Source organism: Nocardiopsis quinghaiensis, assembly GCF_008638365.1.
GTDB lineage: Bacteria > Actinomycetota > Actinomycetes > Streptosporangiales > Streptosporangiaceae > Nocardiopsis > Nocardiopsis quinghaiensis.
This window is the reverse complement of record NZ_VWVU01000022.1, coordinates 88111-112950: the sequence shown is the minus strand read 5'-3', so window position 1 is coordinate 112950 and position 24840 is coordinate 88111. Positions and strand designations below refer to the sequence as shown.

General features: G+C 72.4%; 24 protein-coding genes and 2 pseudogenes. 9 read left to right on the top strand and 17 right to left on the bottom strand.

The genetic code is table 11. The annotated features are described in order from the left end of the window. Positions 1-341: 341 nt before the first annotated feature. The 6 genes and pseudogenes from FYX01_RS20920 to acs all read right to left on the bottom strand — a co-directional run bounded on the left by FYX01_RS20920 (position 342) and on the right by acs (position 8228). On the bottom strand, positions 342-845 hold the full coding sequence (locus FYX01_RS20920) for a SixA phosphatase family protein (protein WP_223830572.1): 504 nt from the start codon (positions 843-845) through the stop codon (positions 342-344). Positions 846-1074: 229 nt separating this feature from the next. Then, positions 1075-3495 carry a sodium-translocating pyrophosphatase gene (locus tag FYX01_RS20915; RefSeq protein ID WP_150244000.1) on the bottom strand — a complete coding sequence of 807 codons (2421 nt, stop codon included), beginning with the start codon at positions 3493-3495 and terminating at the stop codon, positions 1075-1077. A gap of 560 nt (positions 3496-4055) precedes the next feature. Further along, a complete protein-coding gene (locus FYX01_RS26830; protein ID WP_223830574.1) occupies positions 4056-4601 on the bottom strand; it encodes a DUF309 domain-containing protein in 546 nt (181 codons plus the stop codon). Positions 4602-4745: 144 nt separating this feature from the next. Then, positions 4746-5444 (bottom strand): annotated as a pseudogene (locus FYX01_RS26825) (alpha/beta fold hydrolase); the annotation flags it as partial. 115 nt (positions 5445-5559) lie between these two features. Beyond that, positions 5560-6042: a phage holin family protein gene (locus tag FYX01_RS20905; protein ID WP_150243973.1), complete on the bottom strand. Its 483-nt coding sequence runs from the start codon at positions 6040-6042 to the stop codon at positions 5560-5562. Positions 6043-6257: 215 nt separating this feature from the next. Continuing rightward, positions 6258-8228 carry an acetate--CoA ligase gene (gene acs / locus FYX01_RS20900; RefSeq protein ID WP_150243972.1) on the bottom strand — a complete coding sequence of 657 codons (1971 nt, stop codon included), beginning with the start codon at positions 8226-8228 and terminating at the stop codon, positions 6258-6260. A 198-nt stretch (positions 8229-8426) separates the two neighbouring features. Here acs and FYX01_RS20895 point away from each other — a divergent pair, with 198 nt between their 5' ends. From FYX01_RS20895 to FYX01_RS20880, 4 genes and pseudogenes are all read left to right on the top strand, one after another. Next, entirely contained in the window at positions 8427-9239 is an 813-nt protein-coding gene (locus tag FYX01_RS20895) for a Fic family protein (RefSeq protein WP_150243970.1), read from the top strand. A gap of 931 nt (positions 9240-10170) precedes the next feature. Beyond that, positions 10171-11238, top strand: a complete 1068-nt coding sequence (ssd, locus tag FYX01_RS20890) for a septum site-determining protein Ssd (protein ID WP_150243968.1) — start codon at positions 10171-10173, stop codon at positions 11236-11238. Next, on the top strand, positions 11235-12386 hold the full coding sequence (locus tag FYX01_RS20885) for a TadA family conjugal transfer-associated ATPase (protein ID WP_150243966.1): 1152 nt from the start codon (positions 11235-11237) through the stop codon (positions 12384-12386). Before ssd ends, FYX01_RS20885 begins: the two co-directional genes overlap by 4 nt. A 13-nt stretch (positions 12387-12399) precedes the next feature. Continuing rightward, positions 12400-12555 (top strand): annotated as a pseudogene (locus FYX01_RS20880) (type II secretion system F family protein); the annotation flags it as partial. 87 nt (positions 12556-12642) lie between these two features. On the opposite strand, the gene FYX01_RS20875 reads toward FYX01_RS20880, so the two are convergent. The 4 genes from FYX01_RS20875 to FYX01_RS20860 form a co-directional block, all read right to left on the bottom strand. After that, positions 12643-13083, bottom strand: a complete 441-nt coding sequence (locus FYX01_RS20875; protein WP_150243964.1) for an Rv3654c family TadE-like protein — start codon at positions 13081-13083, stop codon at positions 12643-12645. Positions 13084-13087: 4 nt separating this feature from the next. Then, a complete protein-coding gene (locus tag FYX01_RS20870) occupies positions 13088-13393 on the bottom strand; it encodes a TadE family type IV pilus minor pilin (protein WP_150243962.1) in 306 nt (101 codons plus the stop codon). A gap of 28 nt (positions 13394-13421) precedes the next feature. Beyond that, entirely contained in the window at positions 13422-13610 is a 189-nt protein-coding gene (locus FYX01_RS20865; protein WP_150243960.1) for a DUF4244 domain-containing protein, read from the bottom strand. Positions 13611-13773: 163 nt separating this feature from the next. Then, positions 13774-16074: a DEAD/DEAH box helicase gene (locus tag FYX01_RS20860; RefSeq protein ID WP_190394415.1), complete on the bottom strand. Its 2301-nt coding sequence runs from the start codon at positions 16072-16074 to the stop codon at positions 13774-13776. Positions 16075-16307: 233 nt separating this feature from the next. On the opposite strand from FYX01_RS20860, the gene FYX01_RS20855 reads away from it, so the two are divergent. Both FYX01_RS20855 and FYX01_RS20850 read left to right on the top strand, forming a co-directional pair. Further along, on the top strand, positions 16308-16655 hold the full coding sequence (locus FYX01_RS20855; RefSeq protein ID WP_073701915.1) for an STAS domain-containing protein: 348 nt from the start codon (positions 16308-16310) through the stop codon (positions 16653-16655). Positions 16656-16668: 13 nt separating this feature from the next. Continuing rightward, the gene (locus tag FYX01_RS20850; RefSeq protein ID WP_150243957.1) at positions 16669-17217 is read left to right on the top strand and encodes an ATP-binding protein; all 549 of its coding nucleotides are present in this window, start codon (positions 16669-16671) and stop codon (positions 17215-17217) included. 101 nt (positions 17218-17318) lie between these two features. Here FYX01_RS20850 and FYX01_RS20845 read toward each other — a convergent pair whose 3' ends face one another. The 3 genes from FYX01_RS20845 to nth form a co-directional block, all read right to left on the bottom strand. Next, complete coding sequence (locus tag FYX01_RS20845) at positions 17319-18497, bottom strand: MarP family serine protease (protein ID WP_150243955.1); 1179 nt, start codon at positions 18495-18497, stop codon at positions 17319-17321. Positions 18498-18518: 21 nt separating this feature from the next. Further along, the gene (locus FYX01_RS20840) at positions 18519-19172 is read right to left on the bottom strand and encodes an NUDIX hydrolase (protein ID WP_150243953.1); all 654 of its coding nucleotides are present in this window, start codon (positions 19170-19172) and stop codon (positions 18519-18521) included. A 403-nt stretch (positions 19173-19575) separates the two neighbouring features. Beyond that, positions 19576-20319 (bottom strand): endonuclease III, encoded by a 744-nt coding sequence (gene nth / locus FYX01_RS20835; protein WP_190394414.1) that lies wholly within the window; start codon positions 20317-20319, stop codon positions 19576-19578. A gap of 302 nt (positions 20320-20621) precedes the next feature. On the opposite strand from nth, the gene FYX01_RS20830 reads away from it, so the two are divergent. From FYX01_RS20830 to FYX01_RS20820, 3 genes are all read left to right on the top strand, one after another. Beyond that, complete coding sequence (locus FYX01_RS20830) at positions 20622-21308, top strand: Crp/Fnr family transcriptional regulator (RefSeq protein WP_150243951.1); 687 nt, start codon at positions 20622-20624, stop codon at positions 21306-21308. A 217-nt stretch (positions 21309-21525) separates the two neighbouring features. Further along, the gene (locus tag FYX01_RS20825) at positions 21526-21945 is read left to right on the top strand and encodes a hypothetical protein (RefSeq protein WP_150243949.1); all 420 of its coding nucleotides are present in this window, start codon (positions 21526-21528) and stop codon (positions 21943-21945) included. 2 nt (positions 21946-21947) lie between these two features. Next, positions 21948-22178, top strand: a complete 231-nt coding sequence (locus FYX01_RS20820; protein WP_150243947.1) for a helix-turn-helix transcriptional regulator — start codon at positions 21948-21950, stop codon at positions 22176-22178. A 78-nt stretch (positions 22179-22256) separates the two neighbouring features. Here FYX01_RS20820 and FYX01_RS20815 read toward each other — a convergent pair whose 3' ends face one another. The 4 genes from FYX01_RS20815 to FYX01_RS20800 form a co-directional block, all read right to left on the bottom strand. Continuing rightward, complete coding sequence (locus FYX01_RS20815) at positions 22257-23063, bottom strand: MBL fold metallo-hydrolase (RefSeq protein WP_150243945.1); 807 nt, start codon at positions 23061-23063, stop codon at positions 22257-22259. 93 nt (positions 23064-23156) lie between these two features. Then, entirely contained in the window at positions 23157-24086 is a 930-nt protein-coding gene (locus FYX01_RS20810; RefSeq protein ID WP_394350494.1) for an NUDIX hydrolase, read from the bottom strand. A 94-nt stretch (positions 24087-24180) separates the two neighbouring features. Further along, the gene (locus FYX01_RS20805) at positions 24181-24642 is read right to left on the bottom strand and encodes a RidA family protein (protein ID WP_150243943.1); all 462 of its coding nucleotides are present in this window, start codon (positions 24640-24642) and stop codon (positions 24181-24183) included. Beyond that, entirely contained in the window at positions 24642-24815 is a 174-nt protein-coding gene (locus tag FYX01_RS20800) for a DUF4177 domain-containing protein (RefSeq protein ID WP_073381827.1), read from the bottom strand. Before FYX01_RS20800 ends, FYX01_RS20805 begins: the two co-directional genes overlap by 1 nt. Positions 24816-24840 lie beyond the last annotated feature (25 nt).

Here is a 24840-nt window from a genome sequence, read left to right as displayed (position 1 = left end):
GCCAAACCGGCGGTTTGTGGTGTTCCTGATCGGGGTAAAGCCCGTCCGCTTCCGCATTTCTGTGGAAGCGCCTCCCGAAGCCTACCGGCTCAGAGCACTGCTCGAACCAACACGGTTTCGGAGAGGATTCCCGAAATCCCAGGGCTTCCTCATCGAAGAAGTTCCTCGGAGTTTCACGGGAGATCCGGCACGCCCACGGAGACCGTGTTCGTTTCGCTCGGAAGAGGTGTCGCAGCCCCTCGCGGCCTTGGGCCGGTCGGTGGCGACTCGGAGAACATTACCCCGCACCCACCGGTCTGGCAACTCGAAACCGAGTGACCTGGGTCACATCGCCGACGCGGTCAGTTCAGCAGCCTTCCCGTGCCGGTCCCCGGTGCGGCGTACAGCCACTCCACCTCCAGCTCGACGGCCGCGACCGTGGCCGGCGCGTAGGCCGCCAGGGCCTCTCCCCCCACGAAGGAGGCCGCCAGCTGCGCCACCGTCGGGTTGTGCGCCACGACCAGGACGGTCTCCGCGTCGGCGTCGACCTGGTTCACCAGTTCCAGGAGCGTGTCCGCACCCGCCGAGTAGGCGGCCTCGGAGTAGTCCACCTCCGGCCGCGACGCCAGGTCCATCGCACCCAGGACCCCGTCCAGGGTCTGCCTGGTGCGCCTGGCCGCCGAGCAGATCACGTGGTCCGGCGCGTACCCCCGCCCGGCGAGCAGGCGCCCGACCGCCTCCGCCTGGCTCCGGCCCCGGTCGGCGAGGGGCCGGTCGAAGTCCTGGAGTCCGTTCCCGTTCTCGGCCTCGGCGTGCCGCATGAGCAGCAGTGTGCGCGTGCCGTCCCTGTCGTTCGCGCCGCTCATGAGGCCAGGCTCGTCGCGACGACGGCGAGCGCGCCGATGAATCCCACCATGATCGCCACGATGGCGAACAGTCCCTTCATCCCGGACACCGGGCACCACTTCCTTCGGTAGCCGACACGAACAGCGCGTGTGCTGGTCGTCCCCGTGGCTCCAGGTTAGGTGCGGTCCCCGGCACGGGTGCGGCCGCCCGGAGTCCCCGGACGGCCGCGCCCCGACCTCCTGTCCCGTGCTACTTGCCCTCTCCCGCGCGGGCCTCCTCCCGACGGTCGTCCGCGTCGGTGCCGGTGCTCTTCTCCGCACCGGTGTCCTCGGGCTGGGAGACCTCCCCCTGCGGGGTGGCACCGCCGCCCCCGGCCTCGGGGGCGCCCTTGGGAGCGGACTGGCCACCGGTCTCGGCGAGGTCGGTCTCCGTGCCCGAACCGCGGCGCTTGGACCACAGGACCGCGCCGACGAGCACGCCCACGGACACCGCGGTCACCGCCACCCGGAGAACGACGTTGTCCGCGTAGATCACCACGCTGGGCGCCACGATCAGCGCGACGAGGTTCATGACCTTGAGCAGTGGGTTGATGGCGGGCCCGGCGGTGTCCTTGAAGGGGTCGCCGACCGTGTCGCCGATGATCGTGGCCTCGTGGGCCTCCGAGCCCTTGCCGCCGTGGTGGCCGTCCTCGACGAGCTTCTTGGCGTTGTCCCAGGCACCGCCGGAGTTGGCGAGGAAGACCGCCATGAGCACACCGGCGGCGATGGCGCCGCCGAGGAACGCGCCCAGCGGCGCGTAGCCCAGGGCGAAGCCGACCGCGATCGGCGCGAGGACCGCCAGCAGGCCCGGGGTGACCAGTTCCCGCAGGGAGTCCTTCGTGCAGATGTCGACCACCCGCGCGTAGTCGGGCTTCTCCGTGCCGTCCATGATCCCCGGGCGGGTGCGGAACTGGTCGCGCACCTCCAGCACCACACGGCCGGCCGCGCGGCCGACCGCCGTGATGGCCAGTCCGGCGAAGAAGAACACCACGCTGGCGCCGATGATGACGCCGACGAGCACGTCGGGCCGGTCCAGCGAGAGCGAGAACGCGTCGGTGTCGCCGAGCTGCGCCTGCACCGAGGTGCGGAAGGCGCCGAACAGCGCGGTCGCGGCCAGGACCGCGGTGGCGATGGCGATGCCCTTGGTGATCGCCTTGGTGGTGTTGCCGACGGCGTCGAGCCCGGTGAGGATGTCCGCGCCCCCGCCCTCCACGTCGCCGGACATCTCCGCGATGCCCTGGGCGTTGTCGGCGACCGGGCCGAAGGTGTCCATCGCCACGATGATGCCGACGGTGGTGAGCAGGCCGGTCCCGGCGAGGGCCACGGCGAACAGGCTCAGGGTGATGGAACCGCCCCCGAGGAGGAACGCGGCGTAGACCGCCCCCGCGATGAGCAGGGCGGAGTAGACGGCCGACTCCAGACCGACGGAGATACCGGAGAGGATGACGGTCGCCGCGCCGGTCTCCGAGCTCGCGCCGATGTCGCGGACGGGGCGCCGGTCGGTCTCGGTGAAGTAGCCGGTGAGCAGCTGGATGGCGGCGGCGAGCACCAGGCCGATGAGGACCGCGGCGACGGCGATGAACCTCGGGTCCGGATCGGTCCCGGCCGCCTCGATCTCGGCCAGGACCTCCGGGCTGACGCCGGACAGCCCGTCGAAGCTGGCGGGCAGGTACCAGAAGGAGGTACCGACGACGAGCAGGGCGGAGATCCCCGCGGAGATGAAGAAGCCGCGGTTGATCGCCGACATCGCCGTCTTGTCCCGGGCGCGGGGAGCGACCAGGAAGATGCCGATCATGGCGGTGAGCACGCCGATCATGGGGACCAGGAGCGGGAACACCAGGCCCTCGGTGCCGAAGGCGACCCGGCCCAGGATCAGCGAGGCCACGAGCACGACCGCGTAGGACTCGAAGAGGTCCGCGGCCATACCGGCGCAGTCGCCCACGTTGTCGCCCACGTTGTCGGCGATGGTGGCGGCGTTGCGGGGGTCGTCCTCGGGGATGCCCTGCTCGACCTTGCCGACGAGGTCGGCGCCGACGTCGGCGGCCTTGGTGAAGATGCCGCCGCCCACACGCATGAACATGGCGAGGAGGGCCGCGCCGAAGCCGAAGCCCTCCAGGACGATGGGCGCGTCGCCCCGGTAGAGGAGGACGACGGCGGCCGCGCCGAACAGGCCGAGGCCGACGGTGATCATGCCCGCCACCCCGCCGGTGCGGAAGGCGATGCGCATGGAGGTGCGGTTGGCGGCGGCGTCACCTCCCCGGGCGGCCGCCGCGACCCGGACGTTGCCGCGTACGGCGAGCCACATGCCGATGAAGCCGGTCGCCGACGACAGCAGTGCGCCGAGGGCGAAGAAGACCGACCGGCCGATGGCGATGGCCCAGGAATCGGCGGGGAGCATGAGCAGCAGGAACGGGATGAGGACGACGAAGACCGCGAGGGTGCGGAACTGCCGTGTGAGGTAGGCCGCCGCTCCTTCCTGCACCGCGACCGCGATGTTGCGCATTCGCTCTGTGCCCTGCTCTGCGGCGAGGACCTCACGTACCAGCACTCCCGCGACGGCGAGTGCCAGCAGGGCCACCACCATGACGATGATGACGAGGGTGAAGTCGGTGCCTGCCAGTGATAGGGCCATGCCGCTTTCAGCGGCGAGGTTGAGCCCAGACAATCCGTCCTCCTTGAGACGGGCACGACCTTTTCGGCCCCGTCCACCGGGAAGCGCGTGGAACGGTTCGCCGCGTGGGCGCCGGTTCCGTGCGCGGCCGTGGACGTACCGCCGTCCGGAAGGAGCCTGAGCTGGCCCGACGGCACGCTTGGCGGGGTCGAAGCGGTGCCACCTTTGGTTGTGGTGCATACCGCCCGTGCCATGTGCTCACGGGCGGTGATCCGGGGATTCTACGCACGACAACGGAGAAAGGTGAGAGCCGGTTCGGGGTTTCTTCAAGACAACCCTAAGATGTGATCTTCCGGTGATCTCAGGAAGAGGATAAATGCCTTTACTAGCAACATTTGACTTACATAACATCGCATAATGCAGTAACACGATGTTAACGCTAAAGCTCACATAAGGGCTTAAAACAGGGACAGGCACCATCGGCCACACGAGCTCCACTGGTCACAGGGAGCGCCGCGGTCCCGACAGGCTGAAGAGGCCGCCGGCGGGGAACCGGCGGCCGGGCTCGGCGCGCCCGTCGGCTACCGCCCGAGCAGGCGCATCCCCGAGGGGTCGACGCCCTCGCCCGGCTGGGCGCGTCCGGCGTCCAGGTCGTCGGCCAGGGACCGGGCGAACGCCGCCACACCGGCCACGTCCACCCCGTGGGGGGCGTCCGGTCCGAACGGCTCCACGCGGTCCGCGCCCCGCCTCAGCAGGCGTGCGGCGCCGACCCTGTTGCCGCGCTGCGCGTGGGTGACGCCCACGGCCGTCTGGGCGAGACCGCGCCACAGCTCCCGCTCCGGGTCGGGCGAGGACTTCCACACGGCTTCGAGGACTTCGTGGGCGGTGAAGGCGTACCCTCCGTCGAGCAGGCGCTGGGCCTCCTCCAGGCCCTCGGCGGCGGAGAACACGGCGTCGTCGGGGACCCGCTCGACCTCGCCCTCGCTCCCGTGCGGCAGCGGCCGCCCGTAGCGGTCCCGGGGGCGCTGGTTCTGCGCCTGCCCGGTGACGTTGCGGTCCCGTCCGCCGGCCCGGTCCCGGTCACCGGGAAGCTGATCGGTGTGCTCGTTCACGGGTTCCGTCGCCATCAGTACCCCTCCGCCGTTCTCCCTCTCCGCCGAGGGCTCCGTCCGCGTCTCCGGGGAGATCTCCGCCAACCACTCCACGAGCGCGCGGGAGACCTCCTCGGGGCGCTCCTCGTGCGGAAAGTGTCCCGCACCCGGAATCCGCCTCCAACGGTAGGCCCCCGTGACCGCGCGCCGCGAGGCGCGTGCCGTCTCGGGCGGGCAGACCGGGTCGAGGGCCCCGTGGACCTGGAGGACGGGCACGCGTACGGGCACGCGCATCCTGGCGTTGTAGCGGAGGCCGTCCGAGCGCCACCGCGACCGGAAGATCCAGCGGTGGGACTCCAGTGAGCAGTGGGAGACCTTCGGGATGGCGAAGGCGCGGCGGTAGCGCTCCTCGGCCTCGGGATCCGGCCAGCCGGGACCGGACCACTCACGCAGCAGGTCGCCCAGGCGCACGCACCCGTCGGTCAGGAGCCGGTGCTCGGGAAGGACGGGCACCTGGGCCTTGAGCATGTGGCGCACACCCGGCCCCCCGGAGGCCAGGACCCGCGCGGCGCCGCGCGGATGCGGCGACGACACCGCGGCCAGGGCGCGCACGACGCCCGGGTGGTAGGCGGTCATGGTCCATCCGACGAGGCCGCCCACACCGTGCCCCACCACGGCCGCGTCCCGCGAGCCGAGTGCCCGGACCAGCCCGGCGGCGTCCTGGGCGAGGGTGACGAGGTCGTAGCCGCGGGGGGTCTTGTCGCTGGCGCCGTAGCCGCGCAGGTCGACGGCGACCGCGCGGTACCCGGCGGAGGCGAGCGCGGTCAGCTGGGACCGCCAGGCCCACCAGAACTGGGGGAAGCCGTGCAGGAGGAGCACGAGCGGCCCCTCGCCGGTCTCGGCGACGTGGAAGCGCGCGCCCGCGGCGCTGACGGTCCTGTGGGTCCAGGGGCCGTCGACGTAGGCGTCCGAGTCGTCCAACACCGCGCTGGGCCTACCGCATCACGGGAGCGGACATCTCGGCGGAGCCGTCGGCGGCGGCGTCCTTGGGCGGGCGGATGTCGCCGCGCAGGATGCCCTTGAGGCGGGAGGCGGTCAGCGTGGTGCGCCGCAGGCCCTCCCGCTTGCGGAAGTTGACGAGGGCGAACAGCCCGAAGACCACGATGAGCAGCAGGTAGGCGAGCGTGACGATGCCGAGGCAGGCCCACGCGGGCAGTCCGAACACCTCGTGCAGGGCGAAGGCGACGGTCACCGAGAGAAGGATGACGAAGATGTGGGCGAGCACCCCGACGACCGCGAAGCCGGCGATGCCCTTGCCGATCCGGACCGCGTCGGCCTTGGCCTCCATCTTGGCCAGCCTGATCTCCAGGTTCACGATCCGGGAGATGTTGCCCGTGGCGTCTGAGACCAGTTCGCTGATGGAGCGGTCGGTGTCCCTGGTGGCGCCAGGTTCACCGGTACCCGGCTTGTACGCCATCGTGGGGGTTCCCTTCTCTCGGTCCGAACGCGCGCATGATCTTCCGCATCCTCGCACATACCCGATCTCGCCTGCCTCTCACGGCACGCGCAACGACGCCGCCGGGTTTCGCCGCACGGGTGGGCGGGACAAGGGAACGGCGCCCCGGCTCGTGGCCGGGGCGCCGTCACTGGCAGGCGTGTCCCGCGTGGTGGGTGGTCCGCCGGACCGCCCGCTCAGTCCCCGTGCTTGGCGGACGGCAGCTGCTTGGCGATGACCTCCATGATCGAGGAGTCGGTCAGCGTGGAGGTGTCGCCGATCGCCCGGTTCTCGGCGATGTCGCGCAGCAGGCGCCGCATGATCTTGCCGGAGCGGGTCTTGGGCAGCTCGGGAACCGCCAGGAGCCGGGCGGGCTTGGCGATCGGTCCGAGCGAGGCGCCGACGTGGTCGCGCAGTTCCTGGACCAGGTCCTCGGGGACCTCGTCCCCGCCGCCGCGCAGGATCACGAAGCCGACGATGGCCTGCCCCGTGACCTTGTCGGCCGCGCCGACCACCGCGGCCTCGGCCACGCGCGGGTTCGAGACCAGTGCGGACTCGACCTCGGTGGTGGAGAGGTTGTGGCCGGAGATGAGCATGACGTCGTCCACGCGGCCCAGCAGCCACATGTCGCCGTCCTCGTCCTTCTTCGCACCGTCGCCGGGGAAGTACAGGCCCTCGAAGCGCGACCAGTAGGTGTCCTTGTAGCGCTCGGGGTCGCCCCAGATGCCGCGGAGCATGGACGGCCACGGCTCGCGGATGACGATGAAGCCGCCCCCGCCGTCGGGGACGGAGTTGCCCTCCTCGTCCACGACGTCGGCGCCGATGCCGGGAATGGCCCTCATGGCGGCGCCCGGCTTGCCGGAGGTCACGCCCGGCAGGGGGCTGACCATGATGGCGCCGGTCTCGGTCTGCCACCAGGTGTCCACGACCGGTGTGCGGTCACCGCCGATGTGCTTGCGGTACCACATGTAGGCCTCGGGGTTGATGGGCTCGCCCACCGACCCGATGACACGCAGGCTGGACAGGTCGAACTCGGCGGGGATGTCGTCGCCCCACTTCATGAAGGTGCGGATCGCCGTGGGCGCCATGTAGGCGATCGTGACCTTGTACTTCTCCACGAGCTCCCAGAAGCGGCCCTTGTGCGGGGTGTCCGGGGTGCCCTCGTACAGGACCGTGGTGGCCGCGTTGGAGAGCGGACCGTACACGATGTAGGAGTGGCCGGTCACCCAGCCGATGTCGGCGGCGCACCAGTAGACGTCGGTCTCGGGCTTGAGGTCGAAGACCGCCCAGTGGGTGTAGGACGTCTGGGTGAGGTAGCCGCCCGTGGTGTGCAGGATGCCCTTCGGCTTGGCCGTGGTGCCGCTGGTGTACATGATGTACAGCGGGTCCTCGGCGTCGTGCGCCTCCGGCGTGTGCTCGGTGCTCTGGGAGTCCACGACGTCGTGCCACCACACGTCGCGGTCGGTCCACTCGACGTCCTGGCCGGTGCGTCGGACGACGAGGACCTTCTCGACCGCGGGACGCTCGGCGACCGCGCCGTCCACGGCGGGCTTGAGCGCGCTCGGCTTGCCGCGGCGGTAGCCGCCGTCGGCGGTGACGACGAGCTTGGCCTGGCTGTCGTCCAGGCGCTGGCCGAGGGCGTCCACGGAGAAACCGCCGAACACGACCATGTGGACGGCGCCGATACGTGCGCAGGCGAGCATGGCCACGACGGTCTCGGGGATCATCGGCATGTAGATGGCGACGCGGTCGCCCTTGCCGACACCGAGCTCGGTCATGGCGTTGGCGGCCTGGGACACCATGTCCTTGAGCTCGGCGTAGGTGATGGTGCGCGTGTCGCCGGGCTCGCCCTCCCAGTGGTAGGCGACCCGCTCACCCAGGCCGTTGGCCACGTGCCGGTCCACGCAGTTGACGGAGGCGTTGAGCTTGCCGCCGACGAACCACTCGGCGTAGGGCGGGTTCCACTCCAGGACCTTGTCCCAGGGCTGTTCCCACTGCAGCCTGCGGGCCTGCTCCTCCCAGAAGGCGAGACGGTCCTCGTCGGCCTTGGCGTAGGCGTCGGCCTTGACGTTGGCGTTGGCTGCGAGCTCCTCCGGCGGGGGAAAGGTGCGCGTCTCGTGGAGAAGGTTGGACAGTGTCTCCTGGCTCGGGGGAGTGCTGTCGGCCACTGTGATTCTCCTTACGTAGGCTGTTCACACCCAATTAATCATGGGGTGCGATACCGCGTGAACAACCGGGCCGCCGTACAGCGGCGGGGACCTCCGGACGCGCGACGAACGGGCGGCGAGCGGTCGCCCGCCCGCGACGAGCGGTCGCGCGGCGCCGGTGGGGGCCACCGGTGTTACCGGCACGTAGTGTTGTTTCCCGTGAACCAATCGACTCCTGCCTCCGCGTCCGACCCACTGGCCCGGATCGCCGAACTGCCCGGTGTGGCGGATGCGGTCGCCGACACACGAACCCTGGTCGACCGCCTGCTGGGGCACCGCATACTGCGCCGCCGCAGCAGCGACGTGTCCATGGAGTCCGCGCTGCGCGGCGCGTGCGCGTCGGCCGCGCTGGAGGGCGCCGAGGTCTCGATCGACGAGATCCGCGAGGGGCACGTGTACGACACGCGCATCAAGGGCGCGCTACGGGTGTCCGGAGAGCTGGGGAGCCTGGTGGGCACCTGGCCGAGGGCACCGCGCCAGGCGATGGCCCGGCTGCACACCCTCGCCGCGGCGGACGCGGTGTCCGAGGACGCGCTGGGCCGCCCGCGGACGGCCGGGGAGCGGGTCGAGGACCCGCTGGAGCTCGGACCGGCCCCGGCTCCGGAGACGGCACTGGCCCGGTTGGAGGGCCTGTACTCGCTGCTGGGCGCCCGGACGTCGGTCCCCGCGCTGGTGATGTCGGCCCTGGTGCACGGCGAACTGATGGCCGTCCGGCCGTTCGGGTGGGGCGACGGCCTGGTGGCGCGCGCCGCGGAGCGGCTGACCCTGGTGGAGCGGGGCCTGGACCCGAAGTCGCTGGTGCCGTCGGAGCTGGGGCACCGGACGCTGCACGACGAGTACGGACCGGCGCTGCGCGGGTACATGGGCGGCACCGCGGAGGGCGTGGCCGGGTGGGTCGTGTACTGCTGCCGCGCGGTCCGCGCCGGTGCGCAGGACTCACTGGCCACCTGCGAGGCCCTCAAGCGCGGCTGAGCCCACGGGTGCGCGCGAGGCATGGAACGAGTACCGCCTTTGCCGGGGGACGACCGCGTGCCTCCGGAGGGGCGGAAAGCCATTCCCCTCCCGGGCAACGGGCAACGGGCAACGGACCGCGGCAACAGAGGGTATCGTTTCGATTACGCTTTATGGCGCGCGAATGGCTCGGGATTGCGACGGGCACGCACACGGGCGGGACGACGCCCCGCTCCATCTCACGGGGCGCCGCCTCCGACGCGTTCCACCGGGTTAGCAGGCGTCCGTACTCGTAGTCCGACCGGGCGGCACAGCAGGTGGTCCGGCCTGGACGGGCCTCACGGGGCCAGGTGGCGCGTGGGTTCCCGGCTGGCGCGTCGGGGTGGTTCCGAAGCCACCGACTGCTTTCTTTCTACACTGGGGCCCCGGTTCCGAAAAGGCGGTTGACCCGAGTTTTCCCCCCGGATTTCCGAACCCGTACACAACATCACGTGGTACCGTCTGTGCCGTCGTTCCCCGGAAGGGTCGGCCGACGCCGCTCCGCGGCCCGCCGCACGCGCCCCATTTCGCGTTCCGGCGGAGGCGTCCACTTCGGAGAACGACCGCGAGTCCGGTCCTTCCGCGGTCGCGGAGAGCTCCTCTCCGCGGACCCTCACCAGAGAGCGGATCCGGTCCGACCCCCCGGGGCCGGAAACCGCGTGATCGCCTTCGTGCCCCCGCGTAGGCGAGGTCCCGCGTCCGCTCTCCTCTCGCCTGCCGGGCGGGGACGCGTATCCGCCCCCGTGTACGCGTCCCTCCCGTCAGGTGAACCCGCGCGCGAGCCACCGGTTCCATGGTCCTTCGGGCCCGCGGGTCCGAGCCCCGCCGGAGTTGTCCACAGCTTCGGGACGGGGCTTTCCCCGTGTCCCCGGTTCGGCGAAGGTCGAGGAAGGCCCCCGATCCGGAAGGTCCCATGGACGTCCAGCACCGGCCCCTGCTCGCGACCGCCGACCCCCTCCTCCTCGACGACCTCCTCAGGCTGGCCACGGCGGCCTCCACCGAGGTCACCGTCGCCCACACACCCGACCGGGCGCTGAGCCTGTGGCCGCGCGCCCCGCTCGTCGTGGTGGGCGACGACCTGCGCGCGGCCCTGGGCGACGCGGACCCCCCGGCGGGCCGCCACGTGGTCGTGTCCCGCGATCCGGGGGCCGCGGCCGTCAGGGGACCACGCCTCCTCCTGCTGCCCCGGGACGAGTCCGTGCTGGTGGACCTGATCGCGAGGGCGTCGGTCCCCGCCAGGGCACCTGCGCCCACGGTGTCCGTGGTCGGGGGCCGGGGAGGCGCCGGAGCCAGCATGGTGGCGGTCGCCCTCGCCCTGGCCGGCGAGCGGACGGGGCGCTCCACCGCCCTGCTGGACGCCGACCCGTTCGGGTGCGGTCCCGACCTCTACCTCGGCTGCGACCACGCCCCCTCCCCCGGCCCGCGACGGCGGACCGGCTGGGAGGACCTGTTGAGCCGGAGCGGCCGGGTTCGCTGGCGCGACCTGAGCGCCGGGCTCCCGGGTACTCCCCGGGTGTCGGTGCTCACCTGGACACGCGGGCGGGAGCCGACGGGGCCGCTGCCGGTCGGCGCGGTGCGCGCGGTCCTGTCCTCGGCGAGGGAGGGCGCCGACCTGGTGGTGGCCGACCTGCCGCGCTCCTTCGACCCGGCCACCACCGTGTTCCTGAACCGCTCCGACCTGGTGCTGCTGGTGGTCCCGGCGGACGTGCCGTCGGTGGTGGCGGCGACCAGGGTGCTCTCCCGGCTGCGGGACGAGGCACGGGCCGTGCGGCTGGTGGTGCGGGGCGCCCGGGGTGAGCTGAGCGCGGACGTGGTGGCGAACACGCTGAGGGTGGACCTGGGCGCCGACCTGCCGCCCGAGCCGGGGCTGGCACGCCTGCTGGCCGCGGGGAACGTGCCCGCCCGCCGCTCCCGCTCGCCCCTGGCCCGGTTCGCCGACCGGGTCGTGTCGGGCCTGCCCTCACCGGAGAAGGTCCGGTGAGCGCGCTGGTGGAGGCCGTGCGCAACCGCCTGGTGGCCTCCGGGGCGCCGGTGAGCCCGTCGAGCGTCGCGGCGGCGCTGCGCGCGGAGGGAGGCCTGCTGGGCGACACCGAGGTGCTGTCCATGACCCGCCGTCTGGCCGCCGACCTGTCCGGGACGGGGCCGCTGGAGGAACTCATGGCCTCCGGGGTCACCGACATCCTCGTCAACGGCCCCGACGAGGTGTGGGTCGACGACGGCGGCGGCCTGCGCCGGACGGGGGTGCGGTTCGAGTCGGCCGACGAGGTGCGCCGGCTGGCCCAGCGGTTGGCGGCGCAGGCGGGGCGGCGACTGGACGCGGCCGTGCCGTACGTGGACGCCCGGCTACCGAGCGGTGCCCGGCTGCACGCGGTGCTGCCGCCCGTGGCTCCCGCCGGGACCTGCGTGTCCCTGCGGCTGCCGCCCCGGCGGGTGTTCACCCTGGAGGACCTGTCCGGGCGGGGGACGGTGACCCCGTGCGGGGCGGCACTGCTCCGGGCCCTGGTGGCGGCCCGGGTGCCGTTCCTGGTGAGCGGGGGGACGGGCACGGGCAAGACGACCCTGCTCTCCAGCCTGCTGTCCCTGGTGGACCCGGGTGAGCGGATCGTGCTGGCCGAGGACTCCCCCGAGCTGCGGCCCGACCACCCGCACGTGGTCCGGCTCCAGACCCGTCCGGCCAACATCGAGGGCAGCGGCGAGGTGTCCCTGGAGGCCCTGGTCCGGCAGGCGCTGCGCATGCGCCCGGACCGGCTGGTGGTGGGCGAGGCGCGCGGACCGGAGATCGTGTCCCTTCTGGGGGCGCTGAACACGGGCCACGAGGGCGGCGCCGGCACCGTGCACGCCAACGGCGCCGGTGACGTGCCCGCGCGGGTGGAGGCGCTGGGGTGCGGGGCCGGCCTGGACCGGGCGGCGGTGCACAGCCAGCTGGCCGCCACACGGGCCGTGGTCGTGCACCTGGTGCGGGACGCCGGAGGCCGGCGCCTGGCCGAGCTGCGGGTGCTGCGCCACGGTCCGGCCGGGCTGGTGCGCGCGGTGCCCGCGGTGTCCTTCGGACCTGACGGCGTCCGCCGAGAGCACCCGGGGGCCGAGGAGGTGGTGGCCCGGCTGGGTGACGGGTGGCGCCGGTGGTGACCGCGCTGGTGGTCTGCGCCGGACCCTGCGGGCCCGGGGGACGGCCCGGGTGGAGCGGCTGGGCGTACTGGTGGTGGCGCCGCTGGGGCTGTGCTTCCTGCCCGCGTTCGTGCTGATCGGGATCGTCCCGATGGCCGCCGAGCTCCTGTCCCGGGCCCTGGGCGGCTGAACCGTTCCCATCGTGGTCGGCCGCCCCGGCCACCGGAACGGCGCCGTCCCCCGTACTGGGCGGGGCCGCACGGCAGGAGGGCGCACATCAGCGTGGAGACGGGCGCGTGACCCGTTCCGCCTCCTCGCGGGAGGCGGCGGCCGGCCCCGCGCGGGCGCGCGCCGTGACGGGCCGGTCGACGAGGGAGGAGGGGACCGAGACCACCACCTCGGCGGTGGAGCCGGTGAGGACGCAGGACCGGAGGGAGGCCCGGTTGGCCTCGGCGGTGTCCCGGGCCCGCGCGCAGGCCTGTTCCGTCCCGTGGACGGCCCGGGCGGCGGCAGCGAGGGCGGAGAGATCGGCGGCGGCGGTGGCGCGGTCCCTGTCGAGTCGCGCCGTGGCCGTCGCGAGGACGGCGAGGGTGATGAACCAGAGCAGTGCGCCCAGGGCGATCCACCAGACGGTTGCGGAGCCGGAGTCGGGACCGGAGGCGGAGTTGGAACCGGGGGCGGAGCCGGGGGCGGGACCGGGGGCAGGGGCGGGGCGCACGGAATCAGCTCCCGGGTTCGAGGGGGACGGCGGCGCTGCCGTCCACCTCCACCGGCAGGGCGGCCAGGGGGCCGAGGCGGGGCTCGGCCCGTACGGTGACGCGGGCCATGCCCCCGTCCTCGGACAGGTGGACGTCCGCGCCCTCGGGCGCCGCGGACAGGGCCAGGGCGCGGACCCGGTCGTGGTGCTCGCCCCGGGCCAGGGCCCGCGCGCCCACACGCGCGGCGTCGGCGCAGGAGAGCTCGGCCGACGCGGCCCCGACGGCGCCGAGGGCCACGCCCAGGACCAGCAGCAGGGAGGGCAGCGTCATCGCCGCCTCCGCGGTGACCGAGCCGCGGTCAGAAGCCCGAGCTGAGCGCATCGACGACGAGGTTGGTGAGGGCCTCGCTGACCGCTCCGCTGGTGAGGACGGCGTAGAGGACACCGGCGAACGCGACGGCGGTGATGGTGCAGAAGGCGTACTCGGACGTGGTCATCCCGGCGTCGTCCCCGGTGGTGCGTGGGAACGGGCGCGTGAGAGCGAACATGATGGTCTCCTGGCCGGGGGCCGACGGGGTGTCGGCCCTCCTCTTCCAGGTTCGGGTGGCCGGAGCCGATGCGAAAGCCCCCTCCCCAGCCTGTGGAAAACCCCGTGGGCCGCCCTGGGACCGCCCGGTCGGGGCGGGGCGTGTCCACAGCCTGTGGACGGGATCAGTCCGCGCCGCCCCCGCCGGTGAGCACCTCGTCCAGCAGCCGCAGCGCCCCGGCCTTGCTCAGCGGCTCGTTGCCCGTACCGCACTTGGGCGACTGGATGCAGGACGGGCAGCCCTGCTCGCACTCGCAGTCGGCGATGGCCGCGCGGGTCGCGGACAGCCACTTCCGAGCCGCCGAGTACCCCCGCTCGGCGAAGCCCGCGCCGCCCTCGTACCCGTCGTAGACGAACACCGTCAGCCTGCCCGTGTCACCGTGCACGGAGGTGGACACTCCGCCGATGTCCCAGCGGTCGCAGGTCGCCAGCAGCGGCAGCAGGCCGATCGCGGCGTGCTCCGCCGCGTGGGCGGCGCCCAGCAGCCCCACGTCCTCCCCGCGCAGCCGCGCCTCGCCCTCGGCGGGCAGCGTCCACCACACCGCGCGGGTGTCGAGGGTGCGCTCGGGCAGGTCCAGCGGCTGCTCCCCCAGTACCGAGCCGGTACGCACGTCCCGCTTGAGGAAGCCCACCACCTGGCGGGCCACCCGCACCTCGCCGAAGTACACGGTGGCCCCGCTCGGCCACCGTTCCTCGCGCAGTACCGACCGGACGGTGATGTCGGTGGTGTCGCGCGCCCAGGTGCCGTAGGGCGGCTCGGCGGCGTGGACCAGGGCGACCCCCTCGTCGAGGTCGAGCGAGTCGACCAGGTACGTGGACCCCTGGTGCAGGTACACCGCGCCGGGGTGCACGGTGCCGTGGGCGGCGGGCTCGTCGATCTCTCCGAGCAGCTGTCCGCTCTCTGTGTCGACGATCTGTACCGGCGGACCACCCGATCCCCGGATATCGGCCAGGTCACTAGCTCGTTCGTTACTGGTCCAGAACCAGCCCCGTGGACGCTTGCGCAGCAGTCGGCGCTCGACGAGTCCGTCGAGCCGCTCCTCGGTCGTCCCGCCGAAGAGTACGAAGTCGTCCTTGGTGATCGGCAGCTCCTGGGCGGCCGCGCACAGGTGCGGACCCAGGATGTGCGGGTTTTCCGGGTCAAGGACGGTGGACTCTACGGACCGGCCGAAAATGGCCTCCGGGTGGTGTGCCAGGTAGGTGTCCAGCGGGTCGTCCCGGGCGATGAACACCGCCAGCGAGTCCTCACCGCGCCGCCCGGCGCGGCCCGCCTGCTGCCACAGCGACGCCAGCGTCCCCGGCCATCCGGCGATGAGCACCGCGTCCAGGCCGCTGATGTCCACCCCCAGTTCCAGGGCGTTGGTGCTGGCCAGGCCCAGGAGCTCCCCCGAGCGCAGCGCCTCCTCCAGCTCCCGGCGCTCCGAGGGCAGGTATCCGCCCCGATAGGCGGCCACCCGCCCGGCCAGGGTGTGGTCGCCGCGCTCCGACAGCAGCCGCTGGGCGGTCAGCGCGACCACCTCCGCGCCCTGGCGGGAGCGCACGAACACCAGCGTGCGCACTCCGTCCCGTACCAGGTCGGCGAGCATCTCGGCGGCCTGGGAGGGGGCCGTCCGGCGGATCGGGGCGCCGTGCTCACCGGTCAGGTCGGTCAGCTCCGGCTCCACCAGCGCCACGGACATCCCCGGGCGCGGTGAACCGTCCTCGCTGACCGCCGTCACGGGCACCCCGGTCAGCCGTGTGGCGCTCTCGGCCGGACTGCCCGAGGTGGCCGAGGCCAGCACGAACACCGGCTCCGAGCGGTAGCGGGCGCAGATCCGGCGCAGCCGCCGCAGGATCTGCGCGACGTGCGAGCCGAAGACCCCCCGGTACCGGTGGGCCTCGTCGATCACCACGTAGCGCAGCCGCCGCAGGAAGCGCGACCACGCCCCGTGGCGGGGCAGGATGCCGTGGTGCAGCATGTCCGGATTGGTCAGCACGTAGTTGCCGTGCCCGCGCACCCAGGATCGCTCCTCGAAGGAGGTGTCCCCGTCGTAGACGGCCGCCCGCATGCCCGGCAGGGCCAGGTCCGATATCCACCGCAGCTGGTCCTGGGCGAGCGCCTTGGTGGGGGAGAGGTAGAGCACGGTTCCGCCCGTGTCGACCGCGTCCACCGCGGGTACGAGAAAGCCAAGTGACTTTCCCGAGGCCGTACCCGTGGCTATGATCACATGACGGCCCGAGCGTGCGAGGTCGGCGGCTTCGGCCTGGTGGGACCACGGCCTGACGATCCCCCGGTCGGCGAGTCTTCCGACCAGGTGGGGCGCGGTCCATCCCGGCCACTCCCCGCTCACTCCGCCGCTGCGGGCCACGTGTTCGATGTGGGTCACCTGCGGGTACCGGGTATCGTCACGCCACACACCGGGGAGCACGGGCTCCGGTCGCCTCATCCGAGACCCCTCCTCACTGGACGCGTTCGAGGTCCACAGGCGCTCTCGGACGAACAGTGAGGCACCGGGACATCGGTTTCAGTGTGACATCCGGGGGAACAGTGGCGCGGTGTCACGGTTTTTCTGTGCAACACAGGAAGACGCACTCGACACGCGTGGTTGAATGCGTGCTGGTGGGGTAACGCCCGGCAGAGATCATTCGCGATTTTTCGCGGTTCGGCGCTGGAGGACTAGTGGACTTGAAGCTTGATCATTACACCGAGGGCGACACCGAGATCGTCGTCGTTGAGGGTGAGATCGATGTCTATACCGCGCCCCGGCTCCGCGAGCTGCTGATCGACCTGGTCAACAAGGGCAACTTCCATCTCGTGGTCAACATGGAGAAGGTGGAGTTCCTGGACTCGACGGGCCTCGGCGTGCTTGTGGGCGGGCTCAAGCGCGTCCGGGCCCACGACGGGACACTCGACCTCGTCTGCACCCAGGAGCGCATCCTGAAGATCTTCCGGATCACCGGTCTGACCAAGGTCTTCGGTATCCACAGTTCGGTGCAGGAAGCCATCGACAAGCGTTCGGCGAAGTAGCCCAGAGCGAGCGATGGCAACCATCACGCTCACGATCAGCGCGCTCCCGGCCCACGTGCGCACGGCGCGGCTCATGGCCGCGACCGTGGCGCGTCGGGCGGGTATCGCCGCCTCCGCGATCGACGAGATCAGGCTGGCCGTCGGCGAGGCGTGTTCCCGGGCGGTGGCGGCGCACAAGCTGCACTGCCCGACACAGCCGATCCTGCTCCAGCTGACCGACGGCAACGGGACCGACGAGGCGTCGGAGCCCCGCGCCGACGCCACGAGCCGTGTCCTGCGCGTCAACGGGAGCGCGGCACAACGCTTCGAGGTCGTCGTCTCCGACCGTGCCCCCGCCAAGGACACGGAGGAGAGCGCCGGCGCGTCCATGCTCGACGGGCTCTTCCTGGACGGTGACGACACACCCCCCGGCGGGATCTCGGGGTTCTCCCCGGGCCTGGGCCTGGCGGTCATCACGGGTCTGGCCGACGAGGTGAAGATCGACCCCAGTGACCAGGGCACCGTCGTGCGGATGAGCTGGCCCCTGGCGGCGGAGCACCCCTCCGACCCGCGTCCGAACTAGCTCCGGCGGCAACCGAGGCAACCGAAGCACGAGAGGGCGCCCTCCCCCGGGAGGACGCCCTCTTCCCGTGTCCCGGCGGCCCCGTGCCTCCGGCGGCCGGATCAGTCGCAGGTCCGGGAGGACACCTCTCCGGTGGCCTCCCGCCCCTCGCTGGTGTTCTCCGCGATCTCGTCCGCCGTGAGCACGTATCCCGTCTCCGGCTCGTTCGTGGCGGCGGCGAACACCACCCCGTACACGGTGCCGTCCGGCGCCAGCAGCGGGCCGCCGGAGTTGCCCGGGCGCACCACCGCGCGCACCTGGTAGATCTCCCGGCTCACCTGCTGTGAGTGGTAGAAGTCCGGCCCCTGCGCCGTCTGACGGGCCCGCACACGCGCTGGGACGGCCGTGAAGCCGCTGTTGCGCGGGAAGCCCGCCACCACCGCGTCGCCGCCCCTGGGCGCCTCGTGGGTGAACTCCAGCGGCTCCAGGTCCACGTCGGGCACGTGCAGCACCGCCAGGTCCTGCTGGGCGTCGAACAGCACCAGGGTGGCGTCCAGCTGGTACCCCTCCCGGGTGACCACCCGCAGGTCGTCGGTGACCCCGGCGACCACGTGCGCGTTGGTCACGATCCGGTCCTCGGCGTAGACGAAACCGGTTCCCTCCACACGGCGCTGGCAGGCCGGAGCGGTGCCCAGCACCTTGACCACGCTGCGGCTCGACTCGATCAGCTCCGGCGTGGTGAGCACGTCCGGGTCCGGCGGCTCCACCTCGGCCAGCTCACCGGTGCCCAGGCCGCTGAACACCTGTGGGAAGGAGCTCTGGTCCACGACCTGGCGGAACGTGGAGAACCCGGTGTGCGCGGCCTCGGGCATCAGCGTGTCCACCGCGTGCAGGATGCGCGACTCCTTCACCTGCCCGGCCACGAACGGCAGCGCCGAGTTCGCGACCGTGCTGCCGATGAACCAGGACACCAGCAGCACCGACAGCCCGCTGACCACGGCGCCGCCGATGGCGTCCAGGACCCGGGCCGAGTCCCACGTGACCTTGTTGCGCACGAGGGTGCCCACGTAGGAGCACAGGAACTGGCCGAGCGCGGCGGACAGGAACACCACGGCGATGGCCAGCAGCGCCTGCCTGCCGGGGTCCACCACCCACTCCTGGATGAGGCCCGGGGCGCTCAGTGCGGCGAGGACGCCGCCACCGATGAAGCCCGCGAAGCTGAAGACCCCGACGATGAAACCCTGCCGGTAACCGGTCACCGCGAACAGCAGCAACAGGACGACCAGGATCACGTCGAGCACATTGCCCTCCAAGAGTGAGCTCTACCCGACGGGACGCAGGCCGTGCGGGGTGGCTTCGAACACGTCGGTGAGATCCTCGTCGTGCCACGGAAGTTCCCAGCCGCCCAGAGCGAGCAGGCCGTCGATGACCGCGCCGGTGAAGCCCCACACGAGCATGCCCTCCACCCGGAAGCCGGGACCCCAGCCGGGGCCGCCGCCGTAGCGCACCATAACCCGGTTGGCCGGCGCGGCGAGGTCGGCGACCGGAACGCGGGCGACGGCGGCGACCTCGCCCAGATCGGTGGGGCGCACCTCGCTGGGCTCGCGCCACCAGCCCAGGACGGGCGCCACCCGGAAGTCGCTGAAGCTCAGGTACAGCTCCGGCAGGCGGCCGACGACGTCGACCCCGGCGGGGACGAGCCCGGTCTCCTCCTCGGCCTCACGGAGCGCGGCGGCCTCGGGGGAGGCGTCGGACGGCTCGATCCGGCCGCCGGGGAACGCGGGCTGCCCGGAGTGCCTTCGCAGACCGTCGCCGCGCTGGATCAGGAGCAGGTCCGGCCCCCGGGCCCCCTCGCCGAAGAGGACGAGGACGGCGGACTCGCGCCCGCCGTCCTTCGGCGGCCGCATGGGCGGCGGCACGGTCATCGTCGTGGCGGCGTCCGCGAGCGCGGCCAGCCACTGAGGGGGCGGGTTCATACGTGGGACCTGTTCCGGAGGTTGTCGCGCCGTCGGATGGGTGGTCGGGGCCGCGCGCGCGGAACGCCCCGCGCGGACGCGGGGTCCGCGCCGATCATGTGGGCGCCGCCATGCGAGGGAGCACGCCCGGAGGAGGTCGTCATATGGTCGGACCTCCCCCGGCGCCGACGGGCGGGGAGTACCGCCGTCGTGCCGGGGGCCACGGGCCCCGGGGCCCGTGGCGGGGTCGATGTGCGCACGCTCACCTGATCAGAGTACAAAGTACCGGCGTGTGCTCGCCGGGGGCCGCGGGACGCCGCGGGCGCTCCGCGTGTCCGCGCCCGGGCCCGACCGGCCCCGGCGGGGGCCGGTTCCCGTTCCCGGGAGGGGCGGCTCGTCCCGGGAGGGGCGGCTCGTCGACGGTTCAGGAGAAGGAGCGCATCCGCAGCAGCTTGGTGGCGGTCACGGTGTCCGTGGGGCCCTCGCCGAAGGAGGGGCACAGGCGGGCCAGGCCGCAGGCGCCGCACGCGGGCTTGCGGGAGTGGCAGACCCGGCGGCCGTGCCAGATCACGCGGTGGGAGAGCATCGTCCAGTCCCTGGGCGGGAAGAGCTCGCCGACGGCGTGCTCGACCCTCACCGGATCCTCCTCGTCGGTCCACCCGAATCGGCGGACGAGCCGCCCGAAGTGGGTGTCGACAGTGATACCAGGCACATCGAAGGCGTTACCGAGCAGTACGTTTGCGGTCTTTCGTCCTACACCGGGTAGTTTGACCAGGTCGGAGAGGTTCCCCGGAACCTCACCACCGTGCCGGTCGCACAGCGCCTGACCGAGTCCGATGAGACTGTTGGTCTTGGCCCTGAAGAACCCGGTCGAGCGGATCACCTCCTCCAGTTCCTCCCGCCGGGCCGAGGCATAGGCCTCGGCGTCGGGACAGCGGGCAAAGAGGGCGGGAGTGACCTGGTTGACCCTCTTGTCCGTGCACTGCGCGGACAGGATCGTCGCGACCAGCAGCTCCAGCGGGGTCGTGAAGTTCAGTTCGCAGTGGGCGTCCGGATACAGCTCGACGAGCTGCCGGTACATCTTGCGGGCGCGGCGGACCAGCGCGAGTCGGCTCTCGCCTGTGGGAGTGGCCGTCTCCGCCGTCGCGTCTGGTGTGTCACGGGGCATCGTCACAGGGTAGGCGCCCCGGTGACGGCACGGGCGCGGTCACCGGTCCGGCGCTCGGACGTCCCGGTACCCCGTCGGCGTCCGGGCTGGTGACGGGCCGAGGGGCGGAATTATGTAACCAATGTCCGGTGGCGCGGCGCGGTCAGCCCTGGTACAGAACTGAAGACGACTAGGATCTCAGGGGCTGGCGTCGGCTGTTGTGGGCACGTTGTCTCTCGGCGGACAAGCCGAGACAACACCCTGGTTTCACGCCGGGGTGCGATATACGTCACACTGTTGGCGGTCAGGTTTTAGGAGGACGTGTGGTGGACGAGATCAACGAGGTGCTGCGGAAGGCCCCTCTGTTCGAGGCTCTGGACGAGGAGGACACGGCCGCACTCCGCTCCTCGGTGAACGAGGTGCGTCTCGGCCGCGGCCAGACCCTGTTCAGCGAGGGCGACGAGGGCGACCGCCTGTACGTCATCCTCAGTGGGAAGGTGAAACTGACCCGCACGGCCGTGGACGGCCGCGAGAACCTGCTCGGGGTGCTCGGCCCCAGCGAGATGTTCGGGGAGCTGTCCCTGTTCGACCCGCGCCCGCGCACCGCGAGCACCGTGGCGGTCACCGACTCCGTTCTCGCCGGGCTGGGCCACGACGACCTGCGTCCGTTCCTGGCCAGCCGCCCGCAGGTGTCGCTGCAGCTGCTCAAGGCGCTGGCCGCACGCCTGCGCCGGACCAACGACGTGATGGCCGACCTGGTCTTCACCGACGTTCCGGGCCGTGTCGCCAAGGCCCTGCTGGAACTGGCCGACAAGTTCGGCAAGGAGGGCGAGGACGGCCTGCACGTCCACCACGACCTCACCCAGGAGGAGCTCGCCCAGCTGGTCGGCGCCTCCCGCGAGACGGTCAACAAGGCCCTCGCCGAGTTCGCGCTGCGCGGCTGGCTGAGGATCGAGGCCAAGGCCGTCGTCCTGCTCGACGTCGAGCGGATGCGGCGCCGCGCCCGCTAGGGGGCACCCGTCAGGGCACCCACCGGGACGCCCTCGGCCTGAACGCTGTGTGGCCGCTCCTCCCTTCGGGGACGGGCGGCCACAGCGCTGTCCGGGCCCCTCCCGGCCCCGCCCGTGGGAACCCCCGGAAGGCGGTGTCAAGGATCCTTGACATGGTGTCCGGTCTTCTTTACGTTCCGTGGTGTCAAAGATCTTTGACACCACACCGGGAGCGGACATGGCCTTCGAAGAGAGACGCCTCTGGATCCACCTCGCGGTCACGGTGATCGTCCCCGCCGCCTACCTGGTGTTCATCCTCCGCGAGGCCCAGGACACGGCCGTCGCGGAGGTGGCCTACCAGCGCCCGCTGCTGACGGCCGCCGTGGCGTCGGTCATCGCGAGGATCGTCCTGTACCTCACCGCCGCGGCCCTGTGGCCCGGGTACGCCCGCCTCCGGGACCAGCGCGACCGGGAGATCGAGCGGCGCGGCGACCACACCGGTTTCGTCACCATGTCCGGGTTCACGGTGATACCGCTGAGCCTCACGCTGCTGGAGACCTCCTACTTCTGGATCGGCAACACGATCTATCTGGCCTTCGTGCTCTCCGCGACCGTGTCCTCGGCCGTGAAGCTCGTCGCCTACCGGAAGGGCTTCTGACCGTGGGGAGGACGACCAGGGTCACCAACAGCATCCGCGCCCTGCGCTTGGCCCGGGGCGAGATGACACAGGCCGAGCTCGCCGACCGGATCGGTGTGACCCGGCAGACCGTCATCGCCATCGAGAAGGGGCGCTACCCGCCCTCGCTGGAGACGGCCTTCCAGATCTCCCGGGTACTGGGAGCGCCTCTGGAGGAGGTCTTCCAGTACCCGGACCCCGGCACCCGGCGGTGACGCGGGAGCCCGCGGACGGCCGTCCGCCCGGCGCGCCGGGCGGACGGCGTGGTCCTCACCGTGGGGACGGTGCGCCCGTCAGACATCGACGCCCTCGGGCAGCTCGCCGCGCGAGGCCAGATAGCGCAGCTGGGCGCGCACCGACGAGACCGCCGCGAACCGGATCTGCTCGGTGACGTCGGGGTAGACCCGGTCGGCGATCTCCTCGACCCCGGTCGCGCCCGCGCGCACCGCGTCCAGGACCTGGCGCAGGCGCGACTCGCGGTGGTCGATGTAGGAGTCCAGCACCGTCGCCGGGGACGTGAGGATCGGTCCGTGCCCGGGCAGCAGGGTCCGCACGTCGTACTCGCGCACGAGGTCGCGCAGCCGGTACAGCGAGTCCATGTAGGGGCCGAGGCCGTCGTCGCCGTCGATCACCGTCGTGCCGTGCCCCAGGACCGTGTCACCGGTCAGGAGGGTGTTGTCCGCCTCCACCATCAGGCACACGGAGTCCTCGGTGTGCCCGGGGGTGACGACCACCCGCGCCTCCAGGCCGTCGGCCTCCAGGACCTCGCCGTCGGACAGGCCGCGCCCGCCGACCCGTACCGCGGGGTCGACCGCGTGCACCGGTGCGCCGGTCAGCTCCGAGAAGTACTGGGCGCCCTCGCCGTGGTCGGGGTGGCGGTGGGTCACCACGGCCATCAGGACCTGGGCTCCCTGCTCCTGCACGGTGCGCGCCACCCGTTCCAGGTGGCGCTCGTCGTGGGGACCGGGATCGACGACCACGACCCCGCGTGCGCCCGGTTCCCGCAGGATCCAGGTGTTGGTGCCCTCCAGCGTCATCGGGCCGGGATTGGGGCACAGCACGCAACTGGCGCGCAGTGTCCCGGAACCGTCGATCCTCATCGCACCTCGCTTCGCTCGCCGGACCGGACCGGGGCGGACTGCCGGGGCCGTGGGGATCCGCCCGAGCGGTCCGCGCCGTGGCACGGGGTCACCTCAGGGGGCCGCGCCGGGTTTCGGCAGAGGGTAGTCGACCCCGTTCGGCGCGACGACGCGGACCTGGCCGTCGACCTTCCGGATGACCGGTTCAATGGGGACGATATCCCGTCGCGCCTCCCGGACGCCCCGCAGGGTCCGGCGGTCCGCGAGTTCGGCGCAGGACACCGCCGTGGGCAACAGCATCGGCATCCGGCCCGCCTCCCACTCGGAGGCGACCCCGGCAGGATCGGTCCAGCAGGTCAGGTCCGCCTCGCCGCCCACGTCCCGGGAGGCCTGTCCCGGCGGGAGCTCGGCGGCGAAGAACCAGGTGTCGTAGCGGCGCGGCTCGCTCTTCGGGGTGACCCACCGCGACCACGCCCGCAGCCACTCCGAGCGCAGGACGAGGCCGCGCCGGGACAGGACCTCGGTGAAGGAGCGGGACCGGTCGATCAGGCCCAGCCTGTCCCGCTCCCACTCCTCGGTGTCCGTGTCGAGGGTGATGACCTCCGCGTCCGCGCGCTCGGGCTCGCTGGCCAGGAGGACGCCGGTCTCCTCGAAGGTCTCCCGGACCGCCGCGCACACCAGGGCTCGCGCCATCGGCACGTCGGTGCCGAGCGTGCGCGCCCACTCCTCGGGGGCGGGCCCGGTCCAGGGGACGCCGCCGTCGGTGTCGCGTTCGTCCACCCCGCCTCCGGGGAAGACGAAGGCGCCCGGCGCGAAGCCCATGGAGCGGACCCGGCGCATGAGCAGGACCTCCATCGGCCCGTCGGCACCCGTACCGCTCCGGTCGGCGCCGTCCGCCGGGAACCGCCCGGTCCCCGCGGGCCGCAGGAGCATGACCGTGGCGGCCGGGCGGGGCCGTGCGGCACCGCCGTCCGCGGCGCCGTCCCGTTCGCCGCGTTCCGGACCGTCCCGTTCGCCGGCGCCGGGCGCTGAGCCGTTGTGCATCGACGTACCCTCCTGGGGCTCGGGATCGGGAAGCCGCGCCGCGGCCCGGGGCGACTCACCCCCGGGGCGGCTCACCCCCGAGGGGGCGAACCGCTCAGCGGACCTCGACGATCATCTCAACCTCGACCGGTGCGTCCAACGGCAGGGCCGCCACCCCCACGGCGGCGCGGGCGTGCACGCCCGCGTCGCCGAAGACCTTCGCGAGCAGGTCGCTGGCGCCGTTGACCACACCGGGGTGGCCCGTGAAGTCGGGGGCGCTGGCCACGAAGCCGCCCACCTTCACCACCCGGACCACGTTGGACAGCTCGCCGACCTCGGCGCGCACCGCCGCGATCGCGTTCAGCGCGCACAGCGCCGCAAGCTCCCGCGCGGTCTCCGGGCTGACCTCGGCCCCCACCTTGCCCGTGGCGGGCAGCGCGCCCTCCACGAACGGCAGCTGGCCGGACACGTACACGTGGTCGCCGCTGCGCACCGTCGGCGTGTAGGACGCCACCGGCGCCGCCACCTCGGGCAGGGTCAGCCCCAGCTCGGCGACGCGCTCCTCGGGAGTGGCCATCACAGTTCCCGCTTCATGTACGCCACGTACTGCTGGTTGCGGGGGTCGGTGCCCTCCGGCAGCGGGGCGGGCACGACCGAGACGAGCTCCCAGCCGTCGGAACCCCAGTTGTCCAGGATCTGCTTCGTGGCGTGCGACAGCAGCGCCACGGTCTGGTACTCCCACTTGCTCATGCGTCCTACCCCTGTTCGGTCACCG